Raw genomic sequence first — 25820 nt, 5'->3', positions numbered from 1 at the left:
ATACGCAAAGTTGAAAGAGGCATCGCAGCCATGCAGATCAAGCAGCAACAGCAGATCAGGGCATTTTTAAGCGAAAAATTCGGCGGAGACAGTGACAGTACGCTGTTTGAGCGGCAGGAGGCGCTGCTCCAAGGGTGTATCGCCCGCACGGAGGGCAAGTCGCCCAATCAGATGAAAACGCTGACCGAGACGATTCTCCCCCGCGTCGCGCTGTACAAGGCGCTCTCGGAGCACTTTCCCCACGAGGACGCCTACAAGACCATGCGGGCCTATATGCTTGAGATCGTTGCACCGGAAAAGCATTCCTCCACGGCAAAAATGGAGGCCATTCCTGGCTTTTACTTCCTGTATAGCCGCATTTTTCTGCGGGTGGTGCGAAAGAGCGATTTGTGGGAGAGCACGCAGTCCCACGGTAAAGACCACTTTGAGGTCACGATGAAAAAGTGCCTCTGGCACACGGCCTGCGTGGAAAACGGCTGCGCGGAGCTGTGCCCCCTGTTCTGCGAGGTGGATAACGTGGCCTACGGTGGACTGAGGAAGCTGGGCTTTGCCCGCACCCAAACGCTGGGCTACGGCGGCGATTGCTGCGATTTTCACTTTTTCAAAAAATGAAAATACCCACATAATAAAAAGAGCAGGCGTATGTACGCCTGCTCTTTTTTATTTTTGCTTGCCTCATCCGCGCTTCAAAAAGCGCTTCCGGGCCTCCGTGACCTGACGAATGTGGTCGGCTACCGTCTGGCAGCAGCCGCCGATGGCGGAGACCCCCGCCTCCATCCACTGATAGGCATAGTCCCCGAAACGGACACCATCCTTGGGACCGGACCATGTTTTCGTGATGGGGTCATAGGTCTCGCCGGAGTTGGGATACACGCCGATAGGCAGATCACAGCTTGCCTTCAGCTTCTCCACCAGCCCGGACACCAGATGGGGCGCCACGCAGTTCACGCCGATCATCTTCAGGTGGGGATGATTTTCGGACAGCGCCTTGGCGCAGTCCCGGATGTCATCGCCCTCCCATGTGTGGGTATCGTCCCCGCAGGTAAAGCTGACCCAGTAATCCGCTCCCATCTGCTCGGCCAGATCGGCCTCCAGCAGCGCCTCCTGCAGGGAGGGCTGGGTCTCGATGAGCAGCAGGTCGGCCCCGGCGTTCCACAGCAGCTCCATCCGGCGGGCATGGAACTGGCGCAGCACCTCCTTGGAAACGCCGTAACGGCCCCGGTATTCCGCGCCGTTTGCCAGATACGCGCCGTAGGGACCGATACCGGCAAGGCAAAGGGGATAGACACGGCCCTGCGCCTTACCCTCGTTCTGCCACCAGTTCTCCCGCACCTCGTTAAAAATCTCCACGGAGCGGACAATCAGAGCCTCCGCCTCCGCCTCGGAGCAGCCGTTCTTTTTCAGGCCCGGAATCGTGGCCTGATAGCTGCACGTAATGCCGCAGTCCGCACCGGCGCGGAAATAGTCCAGATGCACCTGCTTCACCAGCTCCGGCTGCCGTTCCAGCGCCTTCGCGGTCCACAGGGAATTGTTCAAATCGCAGCCAAGGCCCTCCAGCGCTGTGGCCATGGAACCGTCGATCACCAGAATGCCGCCGGCCTTTTTCAGAGTCTCTTCCAGAGAAATACGCATTTTCAATACTCCTTTTGCAGTTAAAAATCAGGAATGGATGACCTTGCGGAAGAAATCCTTGGCCCGCTCGGTCTTCGTGTGGTCAAAGACCTCCTCCGGCGTGCCGGACTCCGCGATCTGCCCGCCGTACATAAAGAGGACGCGGTCGCTGACCTCCCGGGCATAGCCCATCTCGTGGGTCACAATCAAAATCGTCATGCCGGACTCCGCCAGCTCCCGAATCACATCCAGCACCTCCATGACCATTTCCGGGTCCAGCGCGGAGGTGGGTTCGTCAAAGAGAATCACCTGCGGCTCCAGTGCAAGAGCCCGGACAATGGCAAGGCGCTGCTTCTGTCCGCCGGAGAGCTTCGTGGGGTACTCGTCCAGCTTGTCGCCAAGGCCCACGCGGTCCAGCAGGACCTTGGCCTTTTCAACAGCCTGTGCCTCCGTCATCATCTTGTTGCTCACCGGGGCAAGCGTTACGTTATTCAAAACCGTCAGATGGGGAAATACGTTGAAGTGCTGGAACGCCATGCCGATTCTCCGGCGGTAGGCGGTCACATCGGTCTTGGCCCCGGTCACCTCCTGTCCCTCAAAGCAAATGGAGCCGCCGTCCGGCTTCTCCAGCAGATTCAGGCACCGAAGGAAGGTGGACTTGCCGCAGCCGGAGGGGCCGATGATAGAAATGACCTCGCCCTCGTGAATGTCCAGATCAAGGCCCTTGAGTACCTCCAGCTCGCCAAAGTTTTTTTGCAGGCCCCGTACCTGAAGAATTACATTTTTATCGTTCATTCTGCTTCATCCTCTTTTCAAAGTGGCGGGTGATGCGGGAGAGCGTCACCGTCAGGAACAGGTAGATCAAGCCGGAAATGGTCAGCGGCTCCAGCGCAAGGAACGTGGTGGACTGCACCTGCTTATAGGCGGTCATCAGCTCGCCGAAGAAGAACACGGAGGCCAGGGACGTCTGCTTGATCATCACAATGACCTCGTTACCCAGCGCCGGCAGAATGTTCTTGATGGCCTGCGGGAAAATGACCTTTGTCATAATGGCCCGCTCCGTCATGCCAAGGCTGAGGGACGCCTCCCGCTGTCCGGCGTCCACTGCCTGAATGCCCGCCCGGATGACCTCCGCGATATAGGCGCTGGCATTCACCACCAGTGCGCTTAAAATGCAGGTCGTATCCGAAATGCTCGGCAGAATATTCGGCAGAGCCAGCCAGAAGAAATAAAGCTGAAGCAAAATCGGGGTACCCCGGATGATCTCAATATAGGTGCTCACCACACCGTTGAGCAGCTTGTGCCGAGAGAGCTTACCCAGCGCCACCAGAATACCCAGAAAAGTACCAAAAAACACGGATACAAACGATAGCCACAGTGTATTCCAGAGGCCCTGTGCGAATACGGCGCCGTAGCGCTGCAAAATCAGGCCGATATTTTCTATAAATGAAAGCAATGTAATTCCCCTCCCGGCGGCCTGATCTTACAGGCCCAGATTTTCGGCCTCGACCGTGGCTTCCTCCAGCCACTGGTCATACAAGCCCTGCTCCAGCACCTCGTCAATGATCTTGTTTACGGCGTCCACCAGCTCGGTTTCGCCCTTGGGGAAGCCGATGACGTTGCCGTTCTGGCTGTTGTCAAACTGAACGGTGGAAACCGCCAGCTTGGGATTGGTGGAAACAAACATCTCACCGTTGGCAATGGACACGGACACCGCATCCACCTTGCCGCTGTCCAGCGCCAGCACGGCGTTCTGGATGATGTCAAACGTAACAGGCTCGGAGTCGGGCAGCTGGGTCAGCACGTTCTGCTCCTGCACGGTGCCGCTCTGGAAGCCCACCTTCTTACCGGCAAAATCAGCAAGAGAGGTGTACTCATCCACCTTGTCCGCCGGGACCAGCAGACCCTGATCCCCGCCGGGCTTATAGACCTTGGACATAGCCATGGTCTCCGCCCGCTCCGGGGTATAGGCCATGCCGGCCACAGCCATATCGTACTTGCCCGCGCCAACGCCCGTCAGCACGGCGCTCCACTCCAGCGGCACGATCTCCAGCTCCACGCCCAGTTCCTTGGCGATGTACCGGGCCAGCTCCATATCGGCGCCCAGGAACTGCTCCTGACCGGACTTGGTGTTGTCAATGAACTCATAGGGGGCAAAATAGGGCTCACAGACGTTGGTGATCTTTCCGGCCGCCAGCACCTTGTCCAGCCGGCTTTCGCTGGCGGCGGGAGCGTCGGCGCTGTTGTCGCCGGAGGCGGCTTCGGACTGCTTGGAGCTGCCGCCGCAGCCGGTCAACAGGGACAAAGACAGCGCTGCGGTGAGCAGCAGGGCAAACCAGTTTTTCTTTTTCATCGGAATTTCCTCCCAAATTTTTTATTTTAATTTTTGTTTACAGCGGGTACTTCGTTTTTTTCAGCTCCGCCACCAGCTCTGGGCGGAGGTAGAGGTCCAGCGCGGACGCGGCCATGGCCTTGGCGCCCTGATGCAGCAGCCGGTGGGCGATGTCCGAGTCCGCCACATCCAGAAACGCCGCCTCATGGGTGCGGGCGGGACCGGCGCCGGCCTCAATGGTCCCCATGTAGGTGTAGCAGGTGGGGACCTCATAGGAAACGTTGCCGATATCCGTACTCCCCGCCGTGCGGAGCGGGTCCGCCGTGGGCAAGGGGGTGATGCCGAGGCTGTGAAGGTTTTCCACCAGCAGCTTCACCAGCAGGGGGTTGTTGCGGATATCATAGGTGGTGTACTTGTCCCGGGTGACCTCCACCCGGGCGCCGGTCATCAAGGACGCGCCCCGGGCGCAGTTGCAGACCTTTTCGATGACGGTTTCCAGATAGTTCTTGTCCGCCGCCCGGACATAAATCTCCATCAGCGCGTGGTCAGGCACAATGTTGCACGCCTTGCCGCCATCCTTGATGATGCCGTGGATGCGGACATCGCTGGTAACGTGCTGGCGCAGGGCGTTGATGCCGTTAAAGGTAAGAATGCAGCCATCCAGCGCGTTGATGCCCTTCTCCGGCGCGCCGGCGGCGTGGGCCGCAAGGCCGAAGAACTCAAATTGCAGAATGGTCATGGCCAGCGCCGCGCTGTCCACCCGGTTCGTCTCACCCAGGTGCATCTGGTATACGGCGTCAATATCCCGGAAAGCACCCCGGTCAATCAGGGTGATCTTCCCGCTGGTGGTCTCCTCCGCCGGCGTACCCATATAGACGATTCTGCCGGGGAAGCCCACCTGTTCCTTCAGCTCCTTCAGGGCCACGCAGGCGGCAAAGGTGCTGGCCGCGATCCAGTTGTGGCCGCAGGCATGGCCGTTCTGGTCGCCGTTGGGACCGTAGCCGGGCAGGGCGTCATACTCCGCCAGAAACGCCACCGTGGGGCCCTCACCCGCTTCGCCGAGCTCACAGCGGAACGCGGTCTCCATACCGCAGTAGGGCTTTTCCACCCGGAAGCCCGCCTTCCGCATCTCGTCGGCCAGATATTGTGAGGAGAAAAATTCCCGGTCGCCCAGCTCCGGGTGCTGAAACACCGTGCGGCTGATCTCCTCAAACCATTCTTTATGGGCGTCCTCCGCCGCAAACAGCTTTTTCTTGATTTCTTCCATGGCTCTCTCCCTTTCGGTACGGAAAATAAAAACGCCCTTGTGCTTCCGTAGAAGCACAAGGGCGAACGATTCGCGGTACCACCTTGTTTTACGATGGCCTCTCAGCCATCGCCTCAGCTCCGTCGGCGCCCAACAGGCGATTAACGGAAGAACGCTGTAACGGGCGGACCCGGCGGCAGCTTATCCCTTGGGACTCACCACCGATGCTCAGAGGCCATCTTCGCTCTCAACCGCCTGTCCTTTTACACCAACCGGACTCTCTGAAAAGCGGGGGAAAGAGAGGTACTTACCCCGTCACTGCATCTTGAAGTGTTTTAACCATTTATTTGATAGGGTTGATTATACGCTACCTTTCGGCAGAAAATCAACCAACGTTTCCGCCAAATTCCGCTCCGCATTTTCTTCTCAATTTTGTATGCCCACCCAAAAAGCGGCAATTTTCACAGCCGTGCACCTCTGTGCTTTTATTGAATACCTATCCGCAAAGTGCCGCCCTCACCCTGCCGCTCTGTAATTTATGAGCGACTCATAAATTGGCCCATATCTTTCCCCGCTCTCATATCCGGCTTATAATCAGCGCAGCAGACGGGCCCCGCGGCCCGAAATACAAGGAGGAAATCATCATGCTGAATGAAAATGCCGTAAAGCTGCTGAAAAGCGGACTGTGGGACCTTGCTACCTGTATGGACGGTGAGCCCAACGTTGTGCCCGTCGCCTTCAAGGACGTGACCCCGGAGGGCAAGCTGGTGGTGGGGGATGTGTTTCTGGACACAACCCTGAAGAACATCGCCGCCAATCATGGGAAAATCGCTGTCTCTATATATGACGCCCAAAGCCTTGAGGGCTATCAGGTCAAGGGCACAGCCCGATATATCACCGAGGGCGCGGTGGTCAATACCTTCAAGGCCATGGTAGTGAAAATGTTCAACGGTGCGACCACCGGGGATAACGCCGCAAAGGCTCTCCCCTATAAACGAAAAAAGGACTGCGGCTTTCGCCGCAGTCCTTTTTTCGTTTTCTTTCGATTTGACTGTTATCTTAGACCTTCTCCACCACAACAGCGGTACCCATGCCGCCGCCGATGCAGAGGGTAGCCAGACCCTTCTTGGCCTCGGGACGCTTCATCATCTCGTGGATGAGGGTGACGATGATACGGGCACCGGAAGCACCGACGGGATGGCCCAGAGCGATAGCACCGCCGTTGACGTTGACCTTGCTCATGTCGAAGTGCAGCTCACGGGCTACAGCGATGGACTGAGCGGCGAATGCCTCGTTGGCCTCCACCAGATCGATGTCCTCGATCTTCACACCGGCCTTGGCCATAGCGGCGCGGGAAGCCACCACGGGGCCAACGCCCATGATCTTGGGATCAACACCGCCCTGGCCCCAGCCGATCAGCTTGACCATGGGCTTCAGGCCGTACTTCTCAACAGCCTCGCCGGAGGCCAGCACGATAGCGGCAGCACCGTCATTGATACCGGAAGCGTTGGCGGCGGTCACGCGGGGCGTACCCTTATCATCGGCGTCCTGAATGCCGGTGGGCTCAAAGGTGTTCACAACCTGAGGATTGGGGGACTCGGGGCCCACGGGGAAAGCGCCGCGGAGCTTTGCGATGCTGTCGGCGGTGACGTTCTCCTTGGGATACTCATCGCGCTTGAACTCCACGATCTCCTTCTTGACCTTCACGGGGACGGGAACGATCTCGTCATCGAAACGGCCGGAGTCGCGGGCAGCGCAGGCCTTCTGCTGAGAAGCTGCGGCAAACTCGTCCTGCTCGCGGCGGGTGATGCCCCAGATATCATTGATGTTCTCAGCGGTGGTACCCATGTGATAGTTGTTGAAAGCGTCCCACAGGCCGTCCTTGATCATCTCGTCCACGACCTTCTTGTCGCTCATACGGGCGCCCCAGCGCTCATCGGGCAGGGTGTAGGGAGCGGCGCTCATGTTCTCAGTGCCGCCGCAGACCACGATGTCGGAGTCGCCGGCCAGAATGGAGCGGGCGCCCTCGATGACGGACTTCATGCCGGAGCCGCAGACCATGCCAACGGTGTAGGCGGGAACAGAATAGGGGATACCGGCCTTCACAGAGACCTGACGGGCGGGGTTCTGGCCCTGGCCGGCGGTGAGGATGCAGCCGAACATCAGCTCGTCCACGTTCTCGGGAGCGACGTTAGCGCGCTTGAGGGCCTCCTTGACCACGATAGCGCCCATGTCCACAGCGGGGGTGTTCTTCAGGGAGCCGCCGAAGGAGCCGATGGCGGTACGGCAGCAGTTCACAACATAAAGTTCTTTCATGGTGATCCTCCAATTTGTGTTTTTTATAGGCGGAAGGCTCCGCCGGGTTTCCTTTTTTTCTGAGCGGAGGCGGCTTGTTATTTTTTTGACGAACCGTCTCAGTCCTCTCTGAACAATTTGGATTATAAGCGTTTTCAGAGGTTGCGTCAATGAAAATCTGGCATTTCGCAAAATTTTGTTAAATACTTAACAAAACGCTTGGTACTTTCGTCTAAATTGACGAAATTTTAACAATGTCACTCTACTTCCCCGCCGTTCCGGCCCAGCGCGGCCATGAATTTTCCCGGCTGAAGCGCCTCGTATGCATCGTTCACCTGAACAACGCAGTCTGCCGCAGCCGCCCGCAAGAGGCTGTCAAAATGCGCCGAACGCAACGTTTCTTCATCGGTCGTCAGCCGCCGCAGAATGAGATAGCCCGCCGCGCCCTCCAAAATACCGGAGACCTGTCCCGGCTCCAGCGCCAGCGCCGCGTCCCGGAGCGATGGCGTCCAGTCCGCCTCGGTCATTGTGCCGCCGCAGTCTGTCATCAGCGTCTCAAAGGCGGCGGCCGGGTCCGCCGCACTGTTGATTTCGGAAAACAGCTCCGCCGCGTGGCTGCGGTCCGCGTCCCTGTCCCCGGAAAACGGAACGAGCAGCCGCTCCGCCTCTAAAAAATCTCCCGCCGCCTCAAATGCCTCCAGCTCCCCCGCCGCCGGATACAGGGGACTCCCCGGCGTTTTGCACAACTCATACAATTTTCCGTACAGCGCCGCAGTCTCCGCCAGCACCGTCCCCTGCGCCTCGGTGAGCCATGGGCTGTCCCACGGCGTCAGCGCCGCCCGCTCCTCCGGCGTCAGGGCGCAGCCGAACTGTGTACCCCAGCGCTCCGTTACAGCGCAGAGCACCATATCCTCCAATGCGGCTGCCTTTGCCACCCCCGCCGGGGTCTCTCCCTCCGATAAGGCCGCGTCCCAGTCCAGCGGCTCGTCCGCCGCCGCGTACTGTTCCTCCAGTCTCCGGCAGTCCATCGCCAGCCAGTAGAGATAGCGCCACGCCGGAACGGCCTCGCCATCCACCGTCAAAAAATCCTCCTGATTTTCTGTCAGCCCCGCCGCGCTCTCCAGCGCGCCTGTTTCTTCTTCGCGCTCTGCCGCGCCGCAGCCTGCCAGCAGCAGGCACAGCAGCAAAACCGGCGCTATGCTCCGCAGATTCATAGCATCCCTCCGTGACCGTTTTTCTCCATATCTATGCGCGGTTCCGGCGGAATATGTAAGCGCCGGGGCCTGATGGCCCCGGCATAACTATTAGAGAATCACAGCGGCTACTAAAATAAGCATCGTCAGCAGCAAAAAGGCCGCCGCCGGCTTCCACACAAATTTCAGCCACTTCTCATAAGGAATCCGCCCCAGCGCCAGCGCACCCATGACTACGGCGGCAGTGGGCGTCACCAGATTGACAAGGCCGCAGGCGGACTGGAACGCCGTGACCACTGCGTCCCCGGTGACACCGGCAAACTGCCCCAGCGGCGCCACCACCGGCACGGAAAGGGTCGCAAGGCCCGAGGACGAAGGGATGAACACGGACAGCGGCAGGTAAATGAGATACACCAGCAGCACAAAGGGTACCGCGCCCAGCCCGGAGAGGGCCGCTTCTCCCCAGTGGAGAATGGTGTCGGTAATGCGCCCATCGTTCATCAGCACTGTGATGCCCCGGCTGATGCCGATGATGAACGCCACGCCCAAAAGGTCGGTGCAGCCGGAAACAAAGGTCTCCGCCAGCTCCACCTCTCCCAGCCGGTCCATGAGGCCCACCACAATGCCCGCCACTAAAAACAGGGCGGACAGCTCCGGGAACCACCATCCCAGCACCGGCAGCGACAGTCCCATCTCATCAAAGGGAATCACGCCATAGACCATGATGAGGAACGTGGCGGCAAACACGATCAAAACGGCGATGTGCCGCCGTGTCAGGGGCGTGACCGTGCCGACATCGGCGTGGAGCCGCCCGGCGCCGATTCCAACCACGGAGCGGCTGGAGTCCCGCTTTATCCTTGCGGCGTAGGCGGAAACATACCAGATGGCAATGCCCTCGAACACAATGAATTGAAGCACCCGCCAGAGAAGCCCGTCTCCCAGCGTCACCCCGGCAAACCCGGCGGCAATGCCGGTGGCAAAGGGGTTCACCGTGGAGGCGATGACCCCCGCTCCGGCCCCCAGCAGCACCACCGCCACGCCCACCACGGCGTCATACCCCGCTGCAAGGAACACCGGCAGCAGCAGCGGGAAAAACGCCATGGTCTCCTCCCACATTCCGTAGGTGGTGCCGCCCAAGCCGAAAAACAGCATCAAAATCGTAATGAGCCGGTTTTCCCGCCCCTGAAGCCGGGCAATGAGGTTGCTGACCCCGGCGTCAATGGCCCCGGTCTTCATCACCACGCCTAAAAAGCCGCCCACCATCAAAATGAATACGCAGACGTCCACGGCGTTATAAAACCCGTTGAACGCGGCCTTCAGCACCGCGCCTGCGCCTTGAGGCGCCGGGTCAACAGTGTGATAGCTGCCGGAGACCGGTACCCCATCGGCATAGTCATAGCTGCCCGCCGGGATAAACCATGTGGTCACGGCCACAAAAATGATGAGGCAGAACAAAATCGTGTATGCCGTTGGCATACGGAGCTTGCGCTGTTCCAGAGGAATCCCCCGTTTCTCCGCCCGCCGGAGCGGGCTTATTTCCCGATGGTGGCCACCATAATGGCCTTAATGGAGTGCATCCGGTTTTCCGCCTCGTCAAAGACAGCGCTGTGGCGGGAGCGGAACACCTCGTCCGTGACCTCCCGGATGTCCACGCCCTTGTCATGCCACTCCTTTGCCATCTTCGTTTCAAAATCGTGGAACGAGGGCAGGCAGTGCAGGTACAGCACATCGGGATTTTCCGTGGCCTTCAATGTCTCCTCCGTCACCCGGAAGGGGCTCAGCAGCCGCACCCGCTCGGGAATCTGCGCCTCCTCGCCCATAGAGGCCCACACATCGCCGTAAATAACGTCCGCACCCTTCAGGTCCGCCTTGTTATCGGTGATCTCAATGAGGCCGCCATTTTCCCGGGCCTCGGCAAACGTGGAATTCACCACGTCCTTGTCCATCTGCTTTGCCAGCTCCTCCGGTCCCATGGCGACAAAGTGCATCCCCAGCTTGGCGGCGCCCATCATCCATGCATAGCACATATTGTTCCGCACATCACCGGGAAACACCACCTTGATCTTGTTCAGAGGCTTTTTGCAGTGCTCCTCAATGGTCATGAGATCGGCCAAAATCTGTGTGGGGTGGTCGGCGTCCGTCAAACCGTTCCACACCGGTACGCCGGACCATTTCGCAAGGTCCTCCACAACGGACTGCTCATAGCCCCGGTACTCGATGCCGTCAAAGAACCGTCCCAGCACCTTGGCAGAATCCTCCAGCGACTCCTTTTTCCCCATCTGGGAGGAATTTGCGTCCAGATACGTCACATGGGCGCCCTCCTGCGTGGCCGCCACCTCAAAGGAGCAGCGGGTGCGGGTGGACGTCTTTTCAAACAGCAGCACGATGTGCTTGCCCTTCATGGTGGGCTCGCAGATGCCCGCACGCCGCTTGGCTTTCAGATCGTGGCCGAGGTCCAGCAGATAGCGCAGCTCGCCGGGGGTAAAATCCGCCAGCGTCAGAAAGCTCCGGCCCTTTAAATTCACTGCCATGGTCATCTCTCCTTTTATTTGAGAATTTTAATTTTTGATCGACCGCAAAAGCGCGGCCCGCCGCCTATTTACGGGTCATCGCGGACAAGCGGCATACTCATGCACCGAGGTCCGCCCCGGCCCCGGCTCAGCTCCGCGCTGGGAATGGCGTGGATGCGGATTCCCGCCTCCTCCAGCGACCGGTTTGTCACATAGTTCCGGGTGTAAACCACCACCTCGCCGGGGGCGATGGCCAGCGTGTTGCTGCCATCGCTCCACTGCTCCCGGGCGGCGTCGATGGTGTGCCCCTGCCCACAGGGAATCAGCGTCACTTGGCTCAGGCCCAGATGCTCCTTTAAAATATCCTCCAGCCGCCCGCTTTCCTGCCGGATTTTCATCTGCCCGTCCCCGTCCAGCTCCATGACGAACACGGTAATGTCGCTTAAAATATTGGGGTGCACAGTAAATTTGTCCCTATCCACCATGGTGAACACCGTGTCAAGGTGCATGAACGAGCGGCTCTTGGGAATATTGAAGGCCAGCACCCTTTTGAACGTTTTGCTCCGGGAGAGCACCGTCCGGGCAAGCTGGTCAATGGAATCTCCCTCCGTCCGCTGGGAAATGCCCACCGCCAGCACCTCCGGAGACAGCACAAGGATGTCGCCGCCCTCCAATGAGGACTCCGCGCTGCGGTCATACCACCGGGGCGCGTTCTCATACGCCGGATTATGCTCAAAGATAAAGCGGCCGAACAGCGTTTCCCGGTTTCGGGTCACGGTATGCATTTTGTGAATGGACACGCCGGTGCCGATGGTGGCAAAGGGGTCTCTTGTAAAATAGAGGTTCGGCATGGGGTCCACGGCAAAGGGATAGTCCTCCCCCAACCCGGAGAGATGGTCGCTGAGCCTTCCGCCCAGTCGCCGCAGGTCGCTGCGGCGGACGCCGGCCATCATGGCGGAGACCATGGTCCGGTCATCCAGCTCGGAGAGATATGCCTCCACCGCCTCCCGCTCTCCCTGTTCCTTCACTCCCGCCTCGTCTAAAAACTGCGTCAAAAGCGCCTGCCGCACCTCCGGCCCGGTGAGGGACTCCACCACAAGGTCCGTGAGGTACACCACCTCCACCCCCGCGTCCCGCAGGCATTGGGCGAAGGCGTCGTGTTCCGCCTGCGCCTCCTTGAGATAGGGAATATCGTCAAACAGCAGCCGCTCCAGATACTCCGGCATGAGATTTTCCAATTCCTGTCCAGGCCGGTGCAGCAGGACCTTCCGCAGCCGCCCGATCTCCGAGGTATTATGGATTCCTGTTTCCATACCATCACTCCTTTTCGCAATACGCCATTAGGATTTCTGCTTTTTCCGATTTCATGCGTTCCGATATAAAAATGTTGCGATGGCGGAAAAAGCGCGGTATGATAGGAAATTGGAAGGATGTGGTCTTATGAAACGCTGCGTCATCATCGGCGGCGCCGATATTCACAATTATGACCGGGTGCGGAGCTATCTTCGCCCGGAGGATTTCTGTATTTACTGCGACAGCGGGCTTTACCATCAGGAGCGGCTATGCGCCCATCCCGACCTCATTGTCGGGGACTTTGACTCCCACCCGAGGCCCGAAAGCACGGCGGAGACCATTGTCCTGCCTACGGTAAAGGACGATACCGACACGGTGTTCGCCGTGAAGGAGGCGCTGCGCCGGGGCTTTGAGGATTTTTTGCTGGTGGGCGTTTCCGGCGGGCGCATGGACCACACACTGGTGAATATCTATCTGCTGGTCATGCTGCAAAACGCTGGCAAATCCGCCGTGCTGGTGGACGATTTTTCCGAAATGCGGATGGTGGGCGCGGAGCCAGCGGAAATTCCCGACAGCTTCCCCTACTACTCTCTGGTGAACATCACCGGTACGGCCCGGGGCGTCACGGAGACCGGCTGCAAATATCCGCTCCGGGACGCGGAGATCACCAGCGAGTACCAGTACGGCACCAGTAATGAGGTGCTGCCGGGGCAGACCGCCGCGGTCTCCGTGAAGGAGGGTTCCCTGCTGCTCATCAAGGTCTTCCCCAAGGACGCCTGAACGCAGAGTGAAAGCCTCCCGGAAATATTATTTCAAATTTCTGATTGAAGCTGCAAAAAAGCACGGCAGCGGAGTTAAAAGCTCCGCTGCCGCATATTCGATTTCTATATTGACCGTAATTCCACTAACAAGCCGGATATTGTTGATTCTAAATCTTTTTCTATTTCTTTTTTATTTCCTTTATTAACTCTACTACAATATAAACCAAATACCCCAAAAATATTATGCTCACAGGGATGATTACAAAATAGAGAAAAAAACTTCCAACAAAGCTATGTATCGCAGCCGCAATTATGCTCCCCACGCTTACTCCCTCCCTATTCGCTTACTGCATTCAATTTGTTTTCCCGCCCAAATGTAAAAATACATTTCCCATATAACAAATCTGCAAATTCTGATCTCCTGACATCTTATCATATCCCATTCCCCGCCGCAAGGCTTTGCCGCCGCCGTGCATAAAAAGCGCCCCTCCGAAAATCGGAGGGGCGCTTTGGCTTTTTGCAATGACGCGGCGCTCCGCAGCTTAATCAGCGGAACAGCTTGGAGATGGAGATCTCCTGATAGGTGCGCTCGATGGCATCGGAGAACATGGGGGCCACCGTCAGGTACTTGATGCGGGCGCGCTTCGCCTCGGGATGGGCGGGAATGGTATCCAGGAGAGCCAGCTCCTCGATGTTGCTGGCCTCCAGACGGTCGATAGCGGGGCCGGAGAGAACGCCGTGGCTGGCGCAGGCGTAGACCTTATTGGCGCCGCCCACCTCCACAATGGCCTTGGCGGCGTTGCACAGGGAGCCTGCGGTATCCACCATATCGTCAAAGAGCACGCAGTCCTTGCCCTTGACGTCGCCGATGACGTTCATGACCTCGCACTGGTTGGCCTTCTGGCGGCGCTTGTCCACAATGGCCATCTGCATATGGAGCTTCTGCGCGAAGGCGCGGGCGCGGGCCACGGAGCCGACGTCCGGAGAGACCACGATCATGTCCTCGCACTTATCGCCGAACTTCTTGGCATAGTAATCCACGAAAACGGGGTTGCCCAGCAGGTTGTCCACCGGGATGTCGAAGAAGCCCTGAATCTGGGCGGCGTGCAGATCCATGGTCAGCACGCGGTCGGCGCCGGCGGCGGTAATCATGTTGGCCACCAGCTTTGCGGAAATGGGATCGCGGGCCTTGGCCTTGCGGTCCTGACGGGCATAGCCGAAATAGGGGACAACGGCGGTGATACGGCCGGCAGAGGCACGGCGCAGCGCGTCGATCATCACCAGCAGCTCCATCAGGTTGTCATTGACGGGCTTGCAGGTGGACTGGACAACGAACACATCGCTGCCGCGGACCGTTTCGTACAGGGAAACGGAGACCTCACCGTCGGCAAAGCCCTTGACCTCTGCTTCGCCCAGCTTTGTCCCCATCAGGCGGCAGATCTCCTCTGCCAGGGGGCGGTTGGCGTTGCCGCAGAAAACTTTGATGTCCTTCCCGTGAGAAATCATAGGAAACTCCCTCTCTTTTCTGTATTTTCTGTATCTTAAATAAAAATTACAAGCTCTTTTCCGTGTCCGCCAGCGCTGTCTCCAGCTCCCGGACGGTCTCCGGCCCGAATACCGGCAGCCAGCCCGGCACCAGCTCTGCGCCGGATACCGCGTTGGTCATTTGATCCTTCCAGACCTCCCGCAGCTCCCGGCCCGGCGCCGCATAGGCAAAGCCGGGGCCGGCCTCGGCATAGGGCACCGCCGCGCGGCACAGCACCAGCGTGGTCTCGTCCGTATCGAGAAAGTCCAGCAGCTCCGCGTGCTGCTCGGATACCGTAACGGCCGTTCCCTCCGGGAAGCAGGCCGCTGCCTCCGCCGCAAAACGGGGCGGACAGACAATAAAAAACCGCTGAACACCGTCTGCCAAGCACTGCGCCGCGGCCCGTTCCATCAGGGGGCGGTGCAGGAAGGTCTCCAGCATCAGCGGTTTGCGTCCGGCGGGAATCGAACATTCCTCCTCCAGAATCAGTACGGCTCGGCAGATATGCTTCATGATCGCCATCCTCCTGTCTGTGGGGCAGAACCCGCCACGCAAATCATAGTCAATGTCATTATACCAAACTTTTACGGGAAATCCAGCCCTTCCGCAAAAAAGTTCACGGTAAATTCCGCCAAATCTTTTCCCGGTTTCCCGGCTTTTTCATCAAAGCCACCGAAAGCTCTGTCCGCCGCCGTATAAAACCGGTGAAGGAATCCGGCATTTGCACACAATACGGTTGAATTTCCCGCCGTAAAGGATTACAATAAGTTATTCCAATGATAAGTAACCGAAAAGGAGGCCCCTTATGCTGAACATCGTGCTGGTGGAGCCGGAGATTCCCCAGAACTGCGGCAACATTGCCCGCACCTGCGCCGCCACCGGCAGCCGCCTGCATCTTATCCGCCCGCTGGGCTTTGACATTTCCGACCGTGCGGTGAAGCGGGCCGGACTGGACTACTGGCATTTGGTGGAGGTCTCCGATTACGAAAATCTGGACATCTTCTTCGCACAGCACCCCGAGGCCGCCGCCGACTGCTGGCTCACCACCACAAAGGCCCCCCGGTCCTATCAGGAGGCCCGGTTCTCCCCGGACTGCTGGCTGTTTTTCGGCAAGGAGACCGCCGGTCTGCCCTTAGACCTCCGGGAGCGCTTCCGTGAGCGGTGCATCCGCCTGCCGATGATTGACGAGGCCCGGAGCCTGAACCTTTCCAACACCGTAGCCGTGTGCGTATATGAGGCGCTGCGGCAAAATCACTTCCCCGGCCTGCTGGGCGTGGGTGAAATGGCAAACACCTGATTTTGAAGGACTCTCCCTCCGGCAGTGGACATACTACCCTTACCCTTCCCGCGCCGCGGGAAACGAAATCATAAACTGTTAGATAGGAGCTTGCTTATGAATGATCGGAAGAAAACCGTCCGCGACATTGATGTCAAGGGCAAGAAGGTCCTGCTGCGCTGCGATTTCAATGTGCCGCAGGATAAGAAGACCGGCGCCATCACCAGCGATAAGCGCATCGTGGCCGCGCTGCCCACCATCCGGTATCTGCTGGAGCAGGGCGCGGCAGTCATTGCCTGCTCCCATTTGGGTAAGCCGGAGCCGGACTATGACAAGTGGGTGAAAAAGCAGACGGAAAAGGGCAAAAATCCCGCCGAGCTGACCCGCGAGGCATGGGAGACCGCTCAGAAAAAGCTGACGCTGGCCCCTGTGGCCGTGCGGCTGGGCGAGCTGCTGGGGCAGGATGTCCAGTTCGCCCATGACGTTGTGGGCACGGACGCGCAGGCCAAGGCCGCCGTTCTGAAGCCCGGTGAGGTGCTGCTGCTGGAAAACACCCGCTTTGAAAAGGGCGAGACGAAAAATGACCCTGATTTTGCCAAGAGACTAGCCTCTCTGGCAGAGGTTTATGTATCCGACGCCTTTGGAGCCGTGCACCGAGCCCACGCCTCCACTGCCGGTGTGGCCGCCTATCTCCCCGCCGTGTCCGGCTTCCTGATTGAAAAGGAGCTGGAGGTCATCGGCGGCGCGCTGGCCAACCCCAAGCGGCCTCTGGTGGCCATTTTGGGCGGCAGCAAGGTCAGCTCCAAGCTGGGCGTCATCCGCAATCTGCTGGACATTGCCGATACCGTCATCATCGGCGGCGGTATGGCCTATACGTTCTCCGCCGCCATGGGCGGTCAGGTGGGCGGCAGTCTGCTGGAGGCCGACTGGGAGCCCTATGCGCTGGAAATGGTGGAAAAGGCCAAGGCAAAGGGCGTGAAGCTGCTGCTGCCGGTGGACACCGTCATTGCGGACGCCTTCGCTCCGGACGCCAACAGCCGTGTGGTCAAGGCCGGTGAGATTCCTGCGGGCTGGCAGGGGCTCGACATCGGCCCCGAAACGGTGAAGCTCTACTGCGAGGCTGTGGCCGGCGCCGGTACCGTGATCTGGAACGGCCCCATGGGCGTTTTTGAGTTCCCGGCCTTTGCCGCCGGCACCAAGGCTGTGGCCGAGGCCCTGAGCCGCACAAATGCCATCACCATTATCGGCGGCGGCGACAGCGCGGCCGCTGTGGAGCAGTTGGGCTACGCCGATAAAATGACCCATATTTCCACCGGCGGCGGTGCCTCCCTGGAATTCATGGAGGGAAAAGAACTTCCTGGTGTTGCCTGTCTGCTGGACAAGTAATCGCTGTCTTCACCGCCGCCTATCCCCCGTTGCGGCATTACGATTTGCAGCTCTGTCCGAGCTGCAAATCGTGCCGCTTCCTCGATACAGCCTCGCTTTACCCGCCGCTGGCGGCGCTTCGGCTGTATCCAGCGGTGCCTCTCTGGAGTTTATGGATGGTAAAAAGCTCCCCAGCGCTGCGTACCTGCTGGACAAGTAAAGTCCGGTGTTCTCTCCCCCACTGCGGCGCATCTCCCCTTGAGCGCAAGTGCCGCGAATTGCAACCGTATTTGCCGGTTTTCTGTCAAAAAAGCGTATTTTCTCCGAAAATACTTGACAAATGCCCGCATTTTCGCTATAACCTAATAGGTTTGACCATTGATTTCGTCCTGCTCCGCTTCGGAGCGGACAGCTCAGATAGAGCCATACAGATATGAAGGAGAATACGCAATTATGAATCGCAGATACCGCAAGACCGTTATCGCCGGCAACTGGAAAATGAACATGACCGCCACGGAGACCAAGAAGTTTGCCGAGGAGCTGAAGAAGATCATGCCCCGCGCCAAGTGGTGCGACACGCTGATCTGTGTCCCTGCCTGCAACATCTCCGTTGCTATGAAGGCATTCAAGGATCTGAAGATCTCCGTGGGCGCCGAGAACGTCTACTTTGAGGAAAAGGGCGCCTACACCGGCGAAATTTCCGCCGATATGCTGAAGGATCTGGGCGTTAAGTACGTCATCGTGGGCCACAGCGAGCGCCGGCAGTATTTCTGCGAGACGGACGCCACCGTCAATAAAAAGGTCCTTGCCGTGCTGAACGCCAGCATGAGCCCCATTATCTGCGTGGGCGAGAGCCTTGAGCAGCGTGAGGCCGGCGTGACCGCCGAGTGGATCGCCCTGCAGGTCAAGAGCGCCCTGAACGGCGTTCCCGCCGAGAAGCTGCGCCGCTGCATCATCGCCTATGAGCCCATCTGGGCCATCGGCACCGGCAAGACCGCCACGGCCGAGCAGGCCGGTGAGGTCTGCTCCAACATCCGTGCCACCATCCGCGGCCTGTACGGCGCACGGGTGGCCCGCAGCGTCACCATTCAGTACGGCGGCAGCATGAATCCCAAGAACGCCGCTGAGCTGCTGGCCCAGCCGGACATCGACGGCGGCCTTATCGGCGGTGCCGCCCTGAAGCCCGAGCAGTTTGTGGACATCATCAATGCCGCCAATCAGGAATAAGCAGAGTGAGGGGGCCGAGCCCCCTCCGCTTTCTCTTTGATTCATGCGCTTTTTGCGAAATGAGGTTTTTATGAACAAAACTCCCACCACGCTCATCATTATGGATGGCTTCGGTCTGCGCCGGGAAACCGCCGGCAACGCCATCGCCGCCGCCAACACGCCCCGGCTGGACCAGTTCTTTCAGGAATACGCCCATACGGAGCTGTCTGCCTCCGGGCTGGATGTCGGCTTGCCTGCCGGGCAGATGGGCAACAGCGAGGTCGGCCACACCAATATCGGTGCAGGCCGTGTAGTGTTTCAGGACCTGCCCCGCATCAGCAAGTCCATTGAGGACGGTGACTTTTTTGAAAATCCCGCCTATCTTGATGCCATGCGCGCCTGCCGGGAAAACGGCTCCGCCCTGCACCTGATGGGTCTTCTCAGCGATGGCGGCGTCCACTCCCATATCGACCACCTCTTTGCCCTGATGAAAATGGCAAAGGAGCAGGGGCTTGAGCGGGTGTATATCCATGCATTTTTGGACGGGCGGGACGTTTCCCCCACCTCCGGCGCGGACTATGTGACCCGCACCGTGGAAAAGTGCCGGGAGCTGGGTGTCGGCAAGATTGCCACGCTCATGGGCCGCTTTTACGCCATGGACCGCGACAAGCGCTGGGACCGCGTGGAGGCCGCCTATGACGCCATGGTCTACGGCGAGGGCGCCGCAGTCAATCCCGTACCTGTAGCTGCCGTGAAGGATGCCTATGCAAGCGGCGTCACCGACGAGTTCGTGGAGCCGGTGGTCTGTGACCCGGAGGGCACCATTTCCGATAATGACAGCGTGATCTTCTTCAACTACCGGCCCGACCGGGCCCGGGAGATCACCCGCACGCTGGTGGACCCGGAATTTGACGGGTTCACACGGCAGTATTTCCCCGTGCACTTCGTCTGCACCACGGAGTATGACGCCGCCATGCCCAATGTGACGGTGGCCTTCCCCCGGCTGGTTGTCCGCAACGGCCTCGGCGAATACCTCAGCACGCTGGGTATGACGCAGCTCCGCATTGCGGAAACGGAGAAATATGCCCATGTGACCTTTTTCTTTAACGGTGGCAGCGAGACGCAGTTCCCCGGCGAGGACCGGGTGCTGGTCCCCTCCCCCAAGGTGGCGACCTATGACCTCCAGCCGGAGATGAGCGCCTACGAGGTGTGCGACAAATGCGTGGAGCGCATTGAATCCGGCGCTTACGATGTCATCATTCTGAACTTTGCCAACTGCGACATGGTGGGCCACACCGGCGTGTTTGACGCGGCTGTAAAGGCTGTGGAGACCGTAGACGAGTGCGTGGGCCGTGTGGTGGACGCCACTATGAAGATGGGCGGCATCGCCATGATCACCGCCGACCACGGCAACGCGGACGTCATGACGCAGCCGGATGGCAGCCCCATGACCGCCCACACCACCAATCCCGTGCCCTTTATCCTCTGCGGCGCCGGAACGGAACTGCGGAAGGGCCGCCTGTGCGACATTGCCCCCACCATTTTGGACGTAATGGGCCTTGCCGTGCCGGAGGAAATGAACGGACATACCCTGATCGTAAAATAAATAGTCGAGCCTATTCGGGGATACCCTTTGAAACAGGGTATCCCCTTTTTATCTGCCTTTGCGGTCAGGAAAAATTCTATGATATAAAAAGCCGGAACCTTTGGCATTTTTTTTCGTCTATACAAATAGAAACACACTTTTGAAGGGGGAGCCGTATGAAAAAGAAAGCAGTTATTGCTATGGCAGTTGTGATAGTCGTTCTGACGGCAGGCGTGATTATCTCGAGAGGGAAAATGCCCTATAAAGATTTGAAAGCATCCGATATTGCTTCCGTAGCAGTCTATTTATCTCCGCCGGATGAGACAGTCCAAATTACAAATGCAGAAGAACTTGTTTCATATCTCCGCAAGGTTACCATCTACAATGAAGATACTTCATATACCGACTATTGCGGTCAAACGGTTATGTTCACACTCACAATGGCCGATGGGTCTCAGGAAAAAATTACAGCATGCAATCCATTTGTCATCATCAACGGTATCGGATATAAGACAAAGTACGAACCGTGTGAACAGCTTAGCCGCTATGCAAACAAATTGCTGAACGCCGGATAAAAAACGATAAAGGTCAGAGAACAAAAAGGGGCATTTTTTGAAAAATAGCGTAAAAGAGCACGGTTTGCACCGTGCTCTTTTACATTCTTTTTCTTTCTTATTTCCGGCAGCGGGCCTTTAGCTGCTCTGCCGTGATGGCCCAGCCCTGCGTCATGTAATTGTCCACCGGCACCTCCGGGCAGCTTTCGCCCCGATGCTTATAAATGGTCTGCACCATGATCCGCAGCAGCGCCGGATTCTTCACTAAAATAGGGCCGGTGAGCTGACTTGTGAACACGCTGCCGCTGTGATAGCCCTCCGGGCCGCAGGGGCCCTCGTTGCCGCAGCCCAGCTCCATATCCGTCAGCAGAGGTGTCTTGACACCTGTCAAGACACTACAGCGATTCACAAAGCCCACTACGGCGTCTTCAAAAAGCGCGGTATGGCCGTAGACATCCTCCACAAAGCGCTTCTTCCCCTGCACGGCGGTAAAATCCGCAAGACCGATACCGGCGTATACCTTACCGGCGTCATCGGTAATGGACGCACCCAAAAGCTCCATGGAGTTTCCGGCAAACAGCATGGCCGTGCCGTTCTCCGCCGCCGCCTTGACAGCCGCGCCGTACCGGGCAAAGTCCGCCAGTGCGGCCTTCTGCGCCCGCTCCGTACCGGCGCCCATGTAAATGAAATCGGCATCTGCGATGTCGGCGTCCTCGCCGGGGCGCACCCGCTCCACCGCAACGGTATTCCCCATGGCCTCCAGTGTCCGCTTCAGGATAGACACATTGGCATAGCTGCCGTAAAGACTCATGAGATCGGGATAAAAATGCAGCAGCTTCAATTCCATGACTCAGCCCTCCTTCTCCACATCCGGCAAATTCAGCAGCTTGTCCCGGTCAGAAAAGCAGGTGACCACGTACAGATCCTCGCTGCCCTGGGCCTTGATGGCCGCCGCCGCGTCCGGGATGCCGGGAATGACCTCCCAATTTTGGACACCGGTAAAGGTGAAGCGCTCCGCCAGATCATTGCGGTACAGGCCGGAGATGATGACCCGCTTCACATGGGGGACGTTGAGCTGGTCAAAGTCGATGTCCCACAGCCAGCTTGTCTCGCTGGTGAAATACTTCCTGGACACGGCGTCCACAATGATGAGCACCGTGCAGTCCTGATTGGTGGAGGCAATATAGCGTAGGTTCGTATCATAGGCGATGGAATTTTCATGCTTGGAGGTCAGCAGCGTGCCGTGGTGCTGGCCCAGCCGGAACGTCTGCATCCGGCCGTTTTTCAGGATATAGCTGCTGAGGGTATCCGCAATGGCGCCGCCCTCCACGCCGCACTCCCGGCAGGCGGCATAGGCCACCAGAATGTTATAGACATTGTAGATGCTGCGGAACGCCAGCTTCACGGTGAACCGGCCATCCAGCGTCAGCGCGCCCTCCGTCAAATTCAGCGCCGTGGCGGCGTAATCGGGCTTGGGGCGGGCGTGGCCGCACTTGGTACAGCGGTAGGCGCCGATGTGATTATAGTGCACGTAGTCATACGCCATGGGAGCATGGCACACCGGACAGTAGGCACCGTCATGGTACACGCCGGTGGGGGCGTCCGTATCCGTGGCGCAGTGCTCCAGCCCAAACCACTTCACCTTCTCATGGCCGATGGCAAAGCAGCTGGACAGCGGATCATCCGCGTTCAAAATCAGCTCCGTATCGGGGTGGAGGGCGGGAAGAATGGCGTCAAACACGCTCTCCGGGTGGCCGTTCCGGGTGAGCTGGTCCCGGTAGAGGTTGGTGATGACAAACTCTGTGGGGTGAAAATACTTGAAGCTGTGGGCGGCATAGCGCTCGTCGCTTTCCAGCAGCAGCACATCGGCCTTGACCCTGCCGCCCAGCGTGGCGTGGGTCAAAATCAAGGTGGTAACACCCTCCACCTGATTGGAGCCCTCGGCATTATAGATGACGTTCCTGCCCTGCGCCCGCAGCACCGTGGCGATCATCTCCACAGTGGAGGTCTTGCCGTTGGAGCCGGTGACAGCGATGATGTGGGGCGGCAGCGTCACCCGTTTCAAAATATCCGGGCATATCTTCAGGGCAAATTTGCCGGGCATGGAACTGCCCTTGCCGATGAGCTTTCCCACAAAGCGGCCCAGCTTGCAGACCACAATGGCTAAAAATTTTCGCATGGTTCTCCTTCTTTCAGCGGTTATTTTCCAACCAGATCATCAGCGCCGTTACGTCGGCGGGGCTGACGCCGGAAATACGGGACGCCTGTCCCAAATCCATAGGCCGTACGGCAGAGAGCTTTTCCCGCGCCTCCAGCCGGAGACCCTGAATGGAATTGTAATCCATGTCCGGAGGGAGCTTATGCCCCTCCACCCGCTTGAACTCCGCCACCTGCTGAAGCTGGCGCTTGATATAGCCCTCATACTTCACAGAAATTTCAATTTCCTCCGCAACATCGGCGGGCAGCGGCGGGCGGTCCGGGTCAAAGGGGGCCAGCTCCGCATAATGGAGCTGAGGCCGCTTCAAAAGAGCCAGCAGTGAGCAGCCATCCGGCGCGTCGGCGGTACCGTGGGCCGTGAGGAACTCCGTCAGCGCCGGGGAGGGGGCCACGCCGGTATGCTCCAGCCGCTTGATCTCCCGCTCCACGGCAGCGTACTTTTCCTCCACCGCCCGGAGCCGTTCCTCCGGCACAAGGCCGATGTCGTAGCCCCGCTTCGTCAGCCGGAGGTCGGCATTGTCCTGCCGCAGCACCAGCCGGTACTCGCTGCGGGAGGTCATGATGCGGTAGGGTTCGTTGGTGCCCTTGGTCACAAGGTCGTCAATGAGGGTACCGATGTAGCTCTCCGCCCGAGAGAGGATAAAGGGGCTCTCCCCCTTCAGCTTCCGGGCAGCGTTGACACCGGCCACAAAGCCCTGCACGGCAGCCTCCTCATACCCGGAGGAGCCGTTGAACTGCCCCGCGCCGTATAGCCCGGGAACCTGTTTCGTTTCCAGCGTAGGCAGCAGCGCCAGCGGGTCAATGCAGTCATACTCAATGGCGTAGGCCGGACGGGTCATCACCGCGTGGCGCAGGCCCGGAACGCTGTGAAGCATCTGCACCTGCACCTCCTCCGGCATGGAGGAGGAAAAGCCCTGTATATACAGCTCCTCGGTATTCAGTCCCATAGGCTCCACAAAAAGCTGGTGGCGGAGCTTATCCGGAAAACGGACGATCTTCGTTTCAAAGCTGGGACAGTACCGGGGGCCGATGCCCTCGATAAGCCCGGAGTACATGGGAGCGCGGGAGAGGTTTTCCTGCACGATGCGCTTCGTTTCCTCCGTGGTCCATGTCAGCCAGCACACCGCCCGGTTGTGGGGCGGCGATTCCGTGGAATAGGAAAACGGCACCGGGCGCTCGTCCCCCGGCTGAACCTCCATTTCGTCAAAGTCTACCGTCCGGGCGTTGACCCGGGGCGGCGTACCGGTCTTGAACCGCCGCAGAGGCAGCCCCAGCTTCAAAAGGGAGTCCGTCAGCGGCCCGGCAGCGTGCATTCCGTCCGGGCCGGAGTCCTCCACGCAGTCGCCGATGATGGTGCGGCCCTTCAGATACGTGCCCGTGGCCAAAACCACAGCCCGCGCCCCGTACACCGCGCCGGTGGAGAGCGCAACGGCGCTGACCGCGCCGTGCTCTGTCCGCACCTCTGTCACCTGTCCCTGCCGCACGGTCAGATGGTCCTGCAGCTCCAGCGTGTGCTTCATCCGCTCCTGATACTTCCGGCGGTCCGCCTGCGCCCGGAGAGACCAGACAGCGGGCCCCTTCCGCAGATTCAAAAGGCGGTACTGAATGCAGCACTCGTCCGCCGCTCTGGCCATTTCGCCCCCCAGCGCGTCCAGTTCCCGGACAAGGTGGCCCTTGCCGGTGCCGCCGATGGCGGGATTGCAGGGCATATTGCCCACAGCGTCCAGATTGATGGTAAAAACGATGGTCTCAAGGCCAAGGCGGGCGGCGGCCAGCGCCGCCTCGATGCCGGCGTGGCCCGCGCCGATGACAGCGATATCAAATTGTCCGGCAAAAAAGGTATCCATAGCTCTATCCTTTTTTCAGGGTAATGACCGCAAGCTGCGGCCGGTTAAACAGGCGAAGCGCCCATTTGGGAGAATTGCCGAGTCCCCGGGAGACAAACACCTCCGCGCCCGCGCAGTCCTCGTCCGTACAGTGGTAAAAGCCGCTGGTGAAGGAGGGGAACCAGTTCAGGTTCGTGTCCAGCAGTCCGTCCGTAAAGGGCAGGCGCCAGATGCCGCCGTGGGCGTGGCCGCTGAAGGTCAGGTCCGCGCCCAAGCGGCAGTAGCGGCCGTTAAAAAGATTATTCCGATGGGCCAGCAGCAGCCAGAAGGGGTCGGCGTATTGCGTATACAGCCGCTGCGCCAGCTCCGCGGGCGTCAGTTGGTCGGCATAGCCGTTGGGGTCATCGATTCCGGCAATGAAAATCGTCTGCCCGTCTTGCTCCAGCGGCACAAATTCGTTGGAGAGCACCGTAACGCCGCTCTCCGACAGCGCAGTCTTTACCGCCTCGGCTACGGCATTGCCCTGCGCCCACTCATGGTTCCCGGTGACAAAATAGGTGGGTGCGATGGCGCTGAGGGCCGCGCCGACGGTCCGGGCATAAGAAACAGGCTCCTCCGCATACTCGTCAACAAGGTCGCCGGTAAGAAAAATCAAATCCGGGGCGGCCCGCTCCACAGCAGCGTACAGCCGGGTGTTGTCCGCGCCGAACTCCTTGCAGTGAAGGTCGCTGAGCTGTGCGATTCGCAGACCGTCAAAGGCGGCGGGCAATGCATCGGAGGTATAAACGGCGTTGTCCGTTTCGATAGAGGCGTTGCCCCAGAAGACGTACAGAATAGCTGCCAGCAGCACAAGGCACAGTCTGCGGAATATGTGGTGTCTTCGTGCTCTGCCGCGGCCTGCCATGTGCGTCCCTCCCCCATTTTCAGGCGATCAAGCCGCCCTGCCAATCACGGTCATATAGTATACCACACTTCTGCTCTCTGCGCGAGAAAATTTTTATAAAATAGGGGGGGTATTTTTCATA

25 protein-coding genes and 1 other annotated feature are annotated in these 25820 nt (G+C 59.0%); of the genes, 9 read left to right on the top strand and 16 right to left on the bottom strand.

Features of this window, described 5'->3' with window-relative positions:
* Positions 1 to 30 precede the first annotated feature (30 nt).
* A complete protein-coding gene (locus PY311_RS07670) occupies positions 31 to 612 on the top strand; it encodes an L-2-amino-thiazoline-4-carboxylic acid hydrolase (protein ID WP_286148092.1) in 582 nt (193 codons plus the stop codon).
* Between the two features lie 63 nt (positions 613 to 675).
* Here PY311_RS07670 and mmuM read toward each other — a convergent pair whose 3' ends face one another.
* From mmuM to PY311_RS07645, 5 genes are read right to left on the bottom strand one after another with little or no spacing between them, the layout of a single operon-like run.
* The gene (gene mmuM / locus PY311_RS07665) at positions 676 to 1632 is read right to left on the bottom strand and encodes a homocysteine S-methyltransferase (RefSeq protein WP_286148090.1); all 957 of its coding nucleotides are present in this window, start codon (positions 1630 to 1632) and stop codon (positions 676 to 678) included.
* A 27-nt stretch (positions 1633 to 1659) separates the two neighbouring features.
* Positions 1660 to 2388: an amino acid ABC transporter ATP-binding protein gene (locus PY311_RS07660; RefSeq protein ID WP_350309720.1), complete on the bottom strand. Its 729-nt coding sequence runs from the start codon at positions 2386 to 2388 to the stop codon at positions 1660 to 1662.
* Between the two features lie 7 nt (positions 2389 to 2395).
* Positions 2396 to 3067 (bottom strand): amino acid ABC transporter permease, encoded by a 672-nt coding sequence (locus PY311_RS07655; protein ID WP_286148088.1) that lies wholly within the window; start codon positions 3065 to 3067, stop codon positions 2396 to 2398.
* Positions 3068 to 3094: 27 nt separating this feature from the next.
* Positions 3095 to 3964 (bottom strand): transporter substrate-binding domain-containing protein, encoded by an 870-nt coding sequence (locus PY311_RS07650; protein ID WP_286148087.1) that lies wholly within the window; start codon positions 3962 to 3964, stop codon positions 3095 to 3097.
* Between the two features lie 37 nt (positions 3965 to 4001).
* Positions 4002 to 5210 (bottom strand): M20 family metallopeptidase, encoded by a 1209-nt coding sequence (locus PY311_RS07645; protein ID WP_286148086.1) that lies wholly within the window; start codon positions 5208 to 5210, stop codon positions 4002 to 4004.
* A gap of 54 nt (positions 5211 to 5264) precedes the next feature.
* Positions 5265 to 5517: a binding site (T-box leader), on the bottom strand.
* 316 nt (positions 5518 to 5833) lie between these two features.
* Between PY311_RS07645 and PY311_RS07640 the strand changes: the two genes are divergently transcribed.
* The gene (locus PY311_RS07640; RefSeq protein ID WP_286148085.1) at positions 5834 to 6304 is read left to right on the top strand and encodes a pyridoxamine 5'-phosphate oxidase family protein; all 471 of its coding nucleotides are present in this window, start codon (positions 5834 to 5836) and stop codon (positions 6302 to 6304) included.
* On the opposite strand, the gene PY311_RS07635 is transcribed toward PY311_RS07640, so the two are convergent.
* The 5 genes from PY311_RS07635 to arcA all read right to left on the bottom strand — a co-directional run bounded on the left by PY311_RS07635 (position 6249) and on the right by arcA (position 12500).
* A complete protein-coding gene (locus tag PY311_RS07635; RefSeq protein WP_286148084.1) occupies positions 6249 to 7505 on the bottom strand; it encodes an acetyl-CoA C-acetyltransferase in 1257 nt (418 codons plus the stop codon). The genes PY311_RS07640 and PY311_RS07635 overlap by 56 nt on opposite strands.
* Positions 7506 to 7741: 236 nt before the next feature.
* Positions 7742 to 8698, bottom strand: a complete 957-nt coding sequence (locus PY311_RS07630) for a peptidylprolyl isomerase (RefSeq protein ID WP_286148083.1) — start codon at positions 8696 to 8698, stop codon at positions 7742 to 7744.
* A 90-nt stretch (positions 8699 to 8788) separates the two neighbouring features.
* Positions 8789 to 10153: a YfcC family protein gene (locus PY311_RS07625; protein ID WP_286148082.1), complete on the bottom strand. Its 1365-nt coding sequence runs from the start codon at positions 10151 to 10153 to the stop codon at positions 8789 to 8791.
* A gap of 56 nt (positions 10154 to 10209) precedes the next feature.
* Positions 10210 to 11208, bottom strand: a complete 999-nt coding sequence (gene argF, locus PY311_RS07620; protein WP_286148081.1) for an ornithine carbamoyltransferase — start codon at positions 11206 to 11208, stop codon at positions 10210 to 10212.
* Positions 11209 to 11276: 68 nt separating this feature from the next.
* Positions 11277 to 12500, bottom strand: a complete 1224-nt coding sequence (gene arcA / locus PY311_RS07615; protein ID WP_286148080.1) for an arginine deiminase — start codon at positions 12498 to 12500, stop codon at positions 11277 to 11279.
* Between the two features lie 127 nt (positions 12501 to 12627).
* On the opposite strand from arcA, the gene PY311_RS07610 reads away from it, so the two are divergent.
* Positions 12628 to 13260 carry a thiamine diphosphokinase gene (locus tag PY311_RS07610; RefSeq protein WP_286148079.1) on the top strand — a complete coding sequence of 211 codons (633 nt, stop codon included), beginning with the start codon at positions 12628 to 12630 and terminating at the stop codon, positions 13258 to 13260.
* Positions 13261 to 13787: 527 nt separating this feature from the next.
* On the opposite strand, the gene PY311_RS07605 is transcribed toward PY311_RS07610, so the two are convergent.
* The gene (locus PY311_RS07605) at positions 13788 to 14747 is read right to left on the bottom strand and encodes a ribose-phosphate pyrophosphokinase (protein ID WP_286148078.1); all 960 of its coding nucleotides are present in this window, start codon (positions 14745 to 14747) and stop codon (positions 13788 to 13790) included.
* A 46-nt stretch (positions 14748 to 14793) separates the two neighbouring features.
* Positions 14794 to 15279, bottom strand: a complete 486-nt coding sequence (locus tag PY311_RS07600) for a hypothetical protein (RefSeq protein WP_286148077.1) — start codon at positions 15277 to 15279, stop codon at positions 14794 to 14796.
* Positions 15280 to 15571: 292 nt separating this feature from the next.
* Between PY311_RS07600 and PY311_RS07595 the strand changes: the two genes are divergently transcribed.
* From PY311_RS07595 to PY311_RS07570, 6 genes are all read left to right on the top strand, one after another.
* Entirely contained in the window at positions 15572 to 16063 is a 492-nt protein-coding gene (locus PY311_RS07595; protein ID WP_286148076.1) for a tRNA (cytidine(34)-2'-O)-methyltransferase, read from the top strand.
* Positions 16064 to 16159: 96 nt separating this feature from the next.
* Entirely contained in the window at positions 16160 to 17428 is a 1269-nt protein-coding gene (locus tag PY311_RS07590) for a phosphoglycerate kinase (protein ID WP_286148075.1), read from the top strand.
* A gap of 70 nt (positions 17429 to 17498) precedes the next feature.
* The gene (locus PY311_RS07585; RefSeq protein ID WP_286148074.1) at positions 17499 to 17627 is read left to right on the top strand and encodes a hypothetical protein; all 129 of its coding nucleotides are present in this window, start codon (positions 17499 to 17501) and stop codon (positions 17625 to 17627) included.
* A 233-nt stretch (positions 17628 to 17860) separates the two neighbouring features.
* Positions 17861 to 18634: a triose-phosphate isomerase gene (tpiA, locus tag PY311_RS07580; protein ID WP_286148073.1), complete on the top strand. Its 774-nt coding sequence runs from the start codon at positions 17861 to 17863 to the stop codon at positions 18632 to 18634.
* Between the two features lie 70 nt (positions 18635 to 18704).
* Positions 18705 to 20219, top strand: coding sequence for a 2,3-bisphosphoglycerate-independent phosphoglycerate mutase (gene gpmI, locus PY311_RS07575; protein ID WP_286148072.1), 1515 nt, complete (start codon positions 18705 to 18707; stop codon positions 20217 to 20219).
* Between the two features lie 155 nt (positions 20220 to 20374).
* Positions 20375 to 20773 (top strand): hypothetical protein, encoded by a 399-nt coding sequence (locus PY311_RS07570; protein ID WP_286148071.1) that lies wholly within the window; start codon positions 20375 to 20377, stop codon positions 20771 to 20773.
* A 97-nt stretch (positions 20774 to 20870) separates the two neighbouring features.
* On the opposite strand, the gene PY311_RS07565 is transcribed toward PY311_RS07570, so the two are convergent.
* The 4 genes from PY311_RS07565 to PY311_RS07550 are packed head-to-tail and all read right to left on the bottom strand — an operon-like array spanning position 20871 to position 25699.
* Entirely contained in the window at positions 20871 to 21599 is a 729-nt protein-coding gene (locus PY311_RS07565) for a type 1 glutamine amidotransferase (protein ID WP_286148070.1), read from the bottom strand.
* Between the two features lie 3 nt (positions 21600 to 21602).
* A complete protein-coding gene (locus tag PY311_RS07560) occupies positions 21603 to 22931 on the bottom strand; it encodes a MurT ligase domain-containing protein (protein WP_286148069.1) in 1329 nt (442 codons plus the stop codon).
* Positions 22932 to 22944: 13 nt separating this feature from the next.
* Entirely contained in the window at positions 22945 to 24816 is a 1872-nt protein-coding gene (mnmG, locus tag PY311_RS07555) for a tRNA uridine-5-carboxymethylaminomethyl(34) synthesis enzyme MnmG (protein WP_286148067.1), read from the bottom strand.
* A gap of 4 nt (positions 24817 to 24820) precedes the next feature.
* The gene (locus tag PY311_RS07550; protein ID WP_286148066.1) at positions 24821 to 25699 is read right to left on the bottom strand and encodes a metallophosphoesterase; all 879 of its coding nucleotides are present in this window, start codon (positions 25697 to 25699) and stop codon (positions 24821 to 24823) included.
* Positions 25700 to 25820 lie beyond the last annotated feature (121 nt).

It is taken from the genome of Neopoerus faecalis (assembly GCF_029218125.1).
Lineage (GTDB): Bacteria > Bacillota > Clostridia > Oscillospirales > Oscillospiraceae > Oscillibacter > Oscillibacter faecalis_A.
The sequence above is the reverse complement of the archived record's forward strand: the minus strand, read 5'-3'. Positions and strand labels throughout refer to the sequence as shown.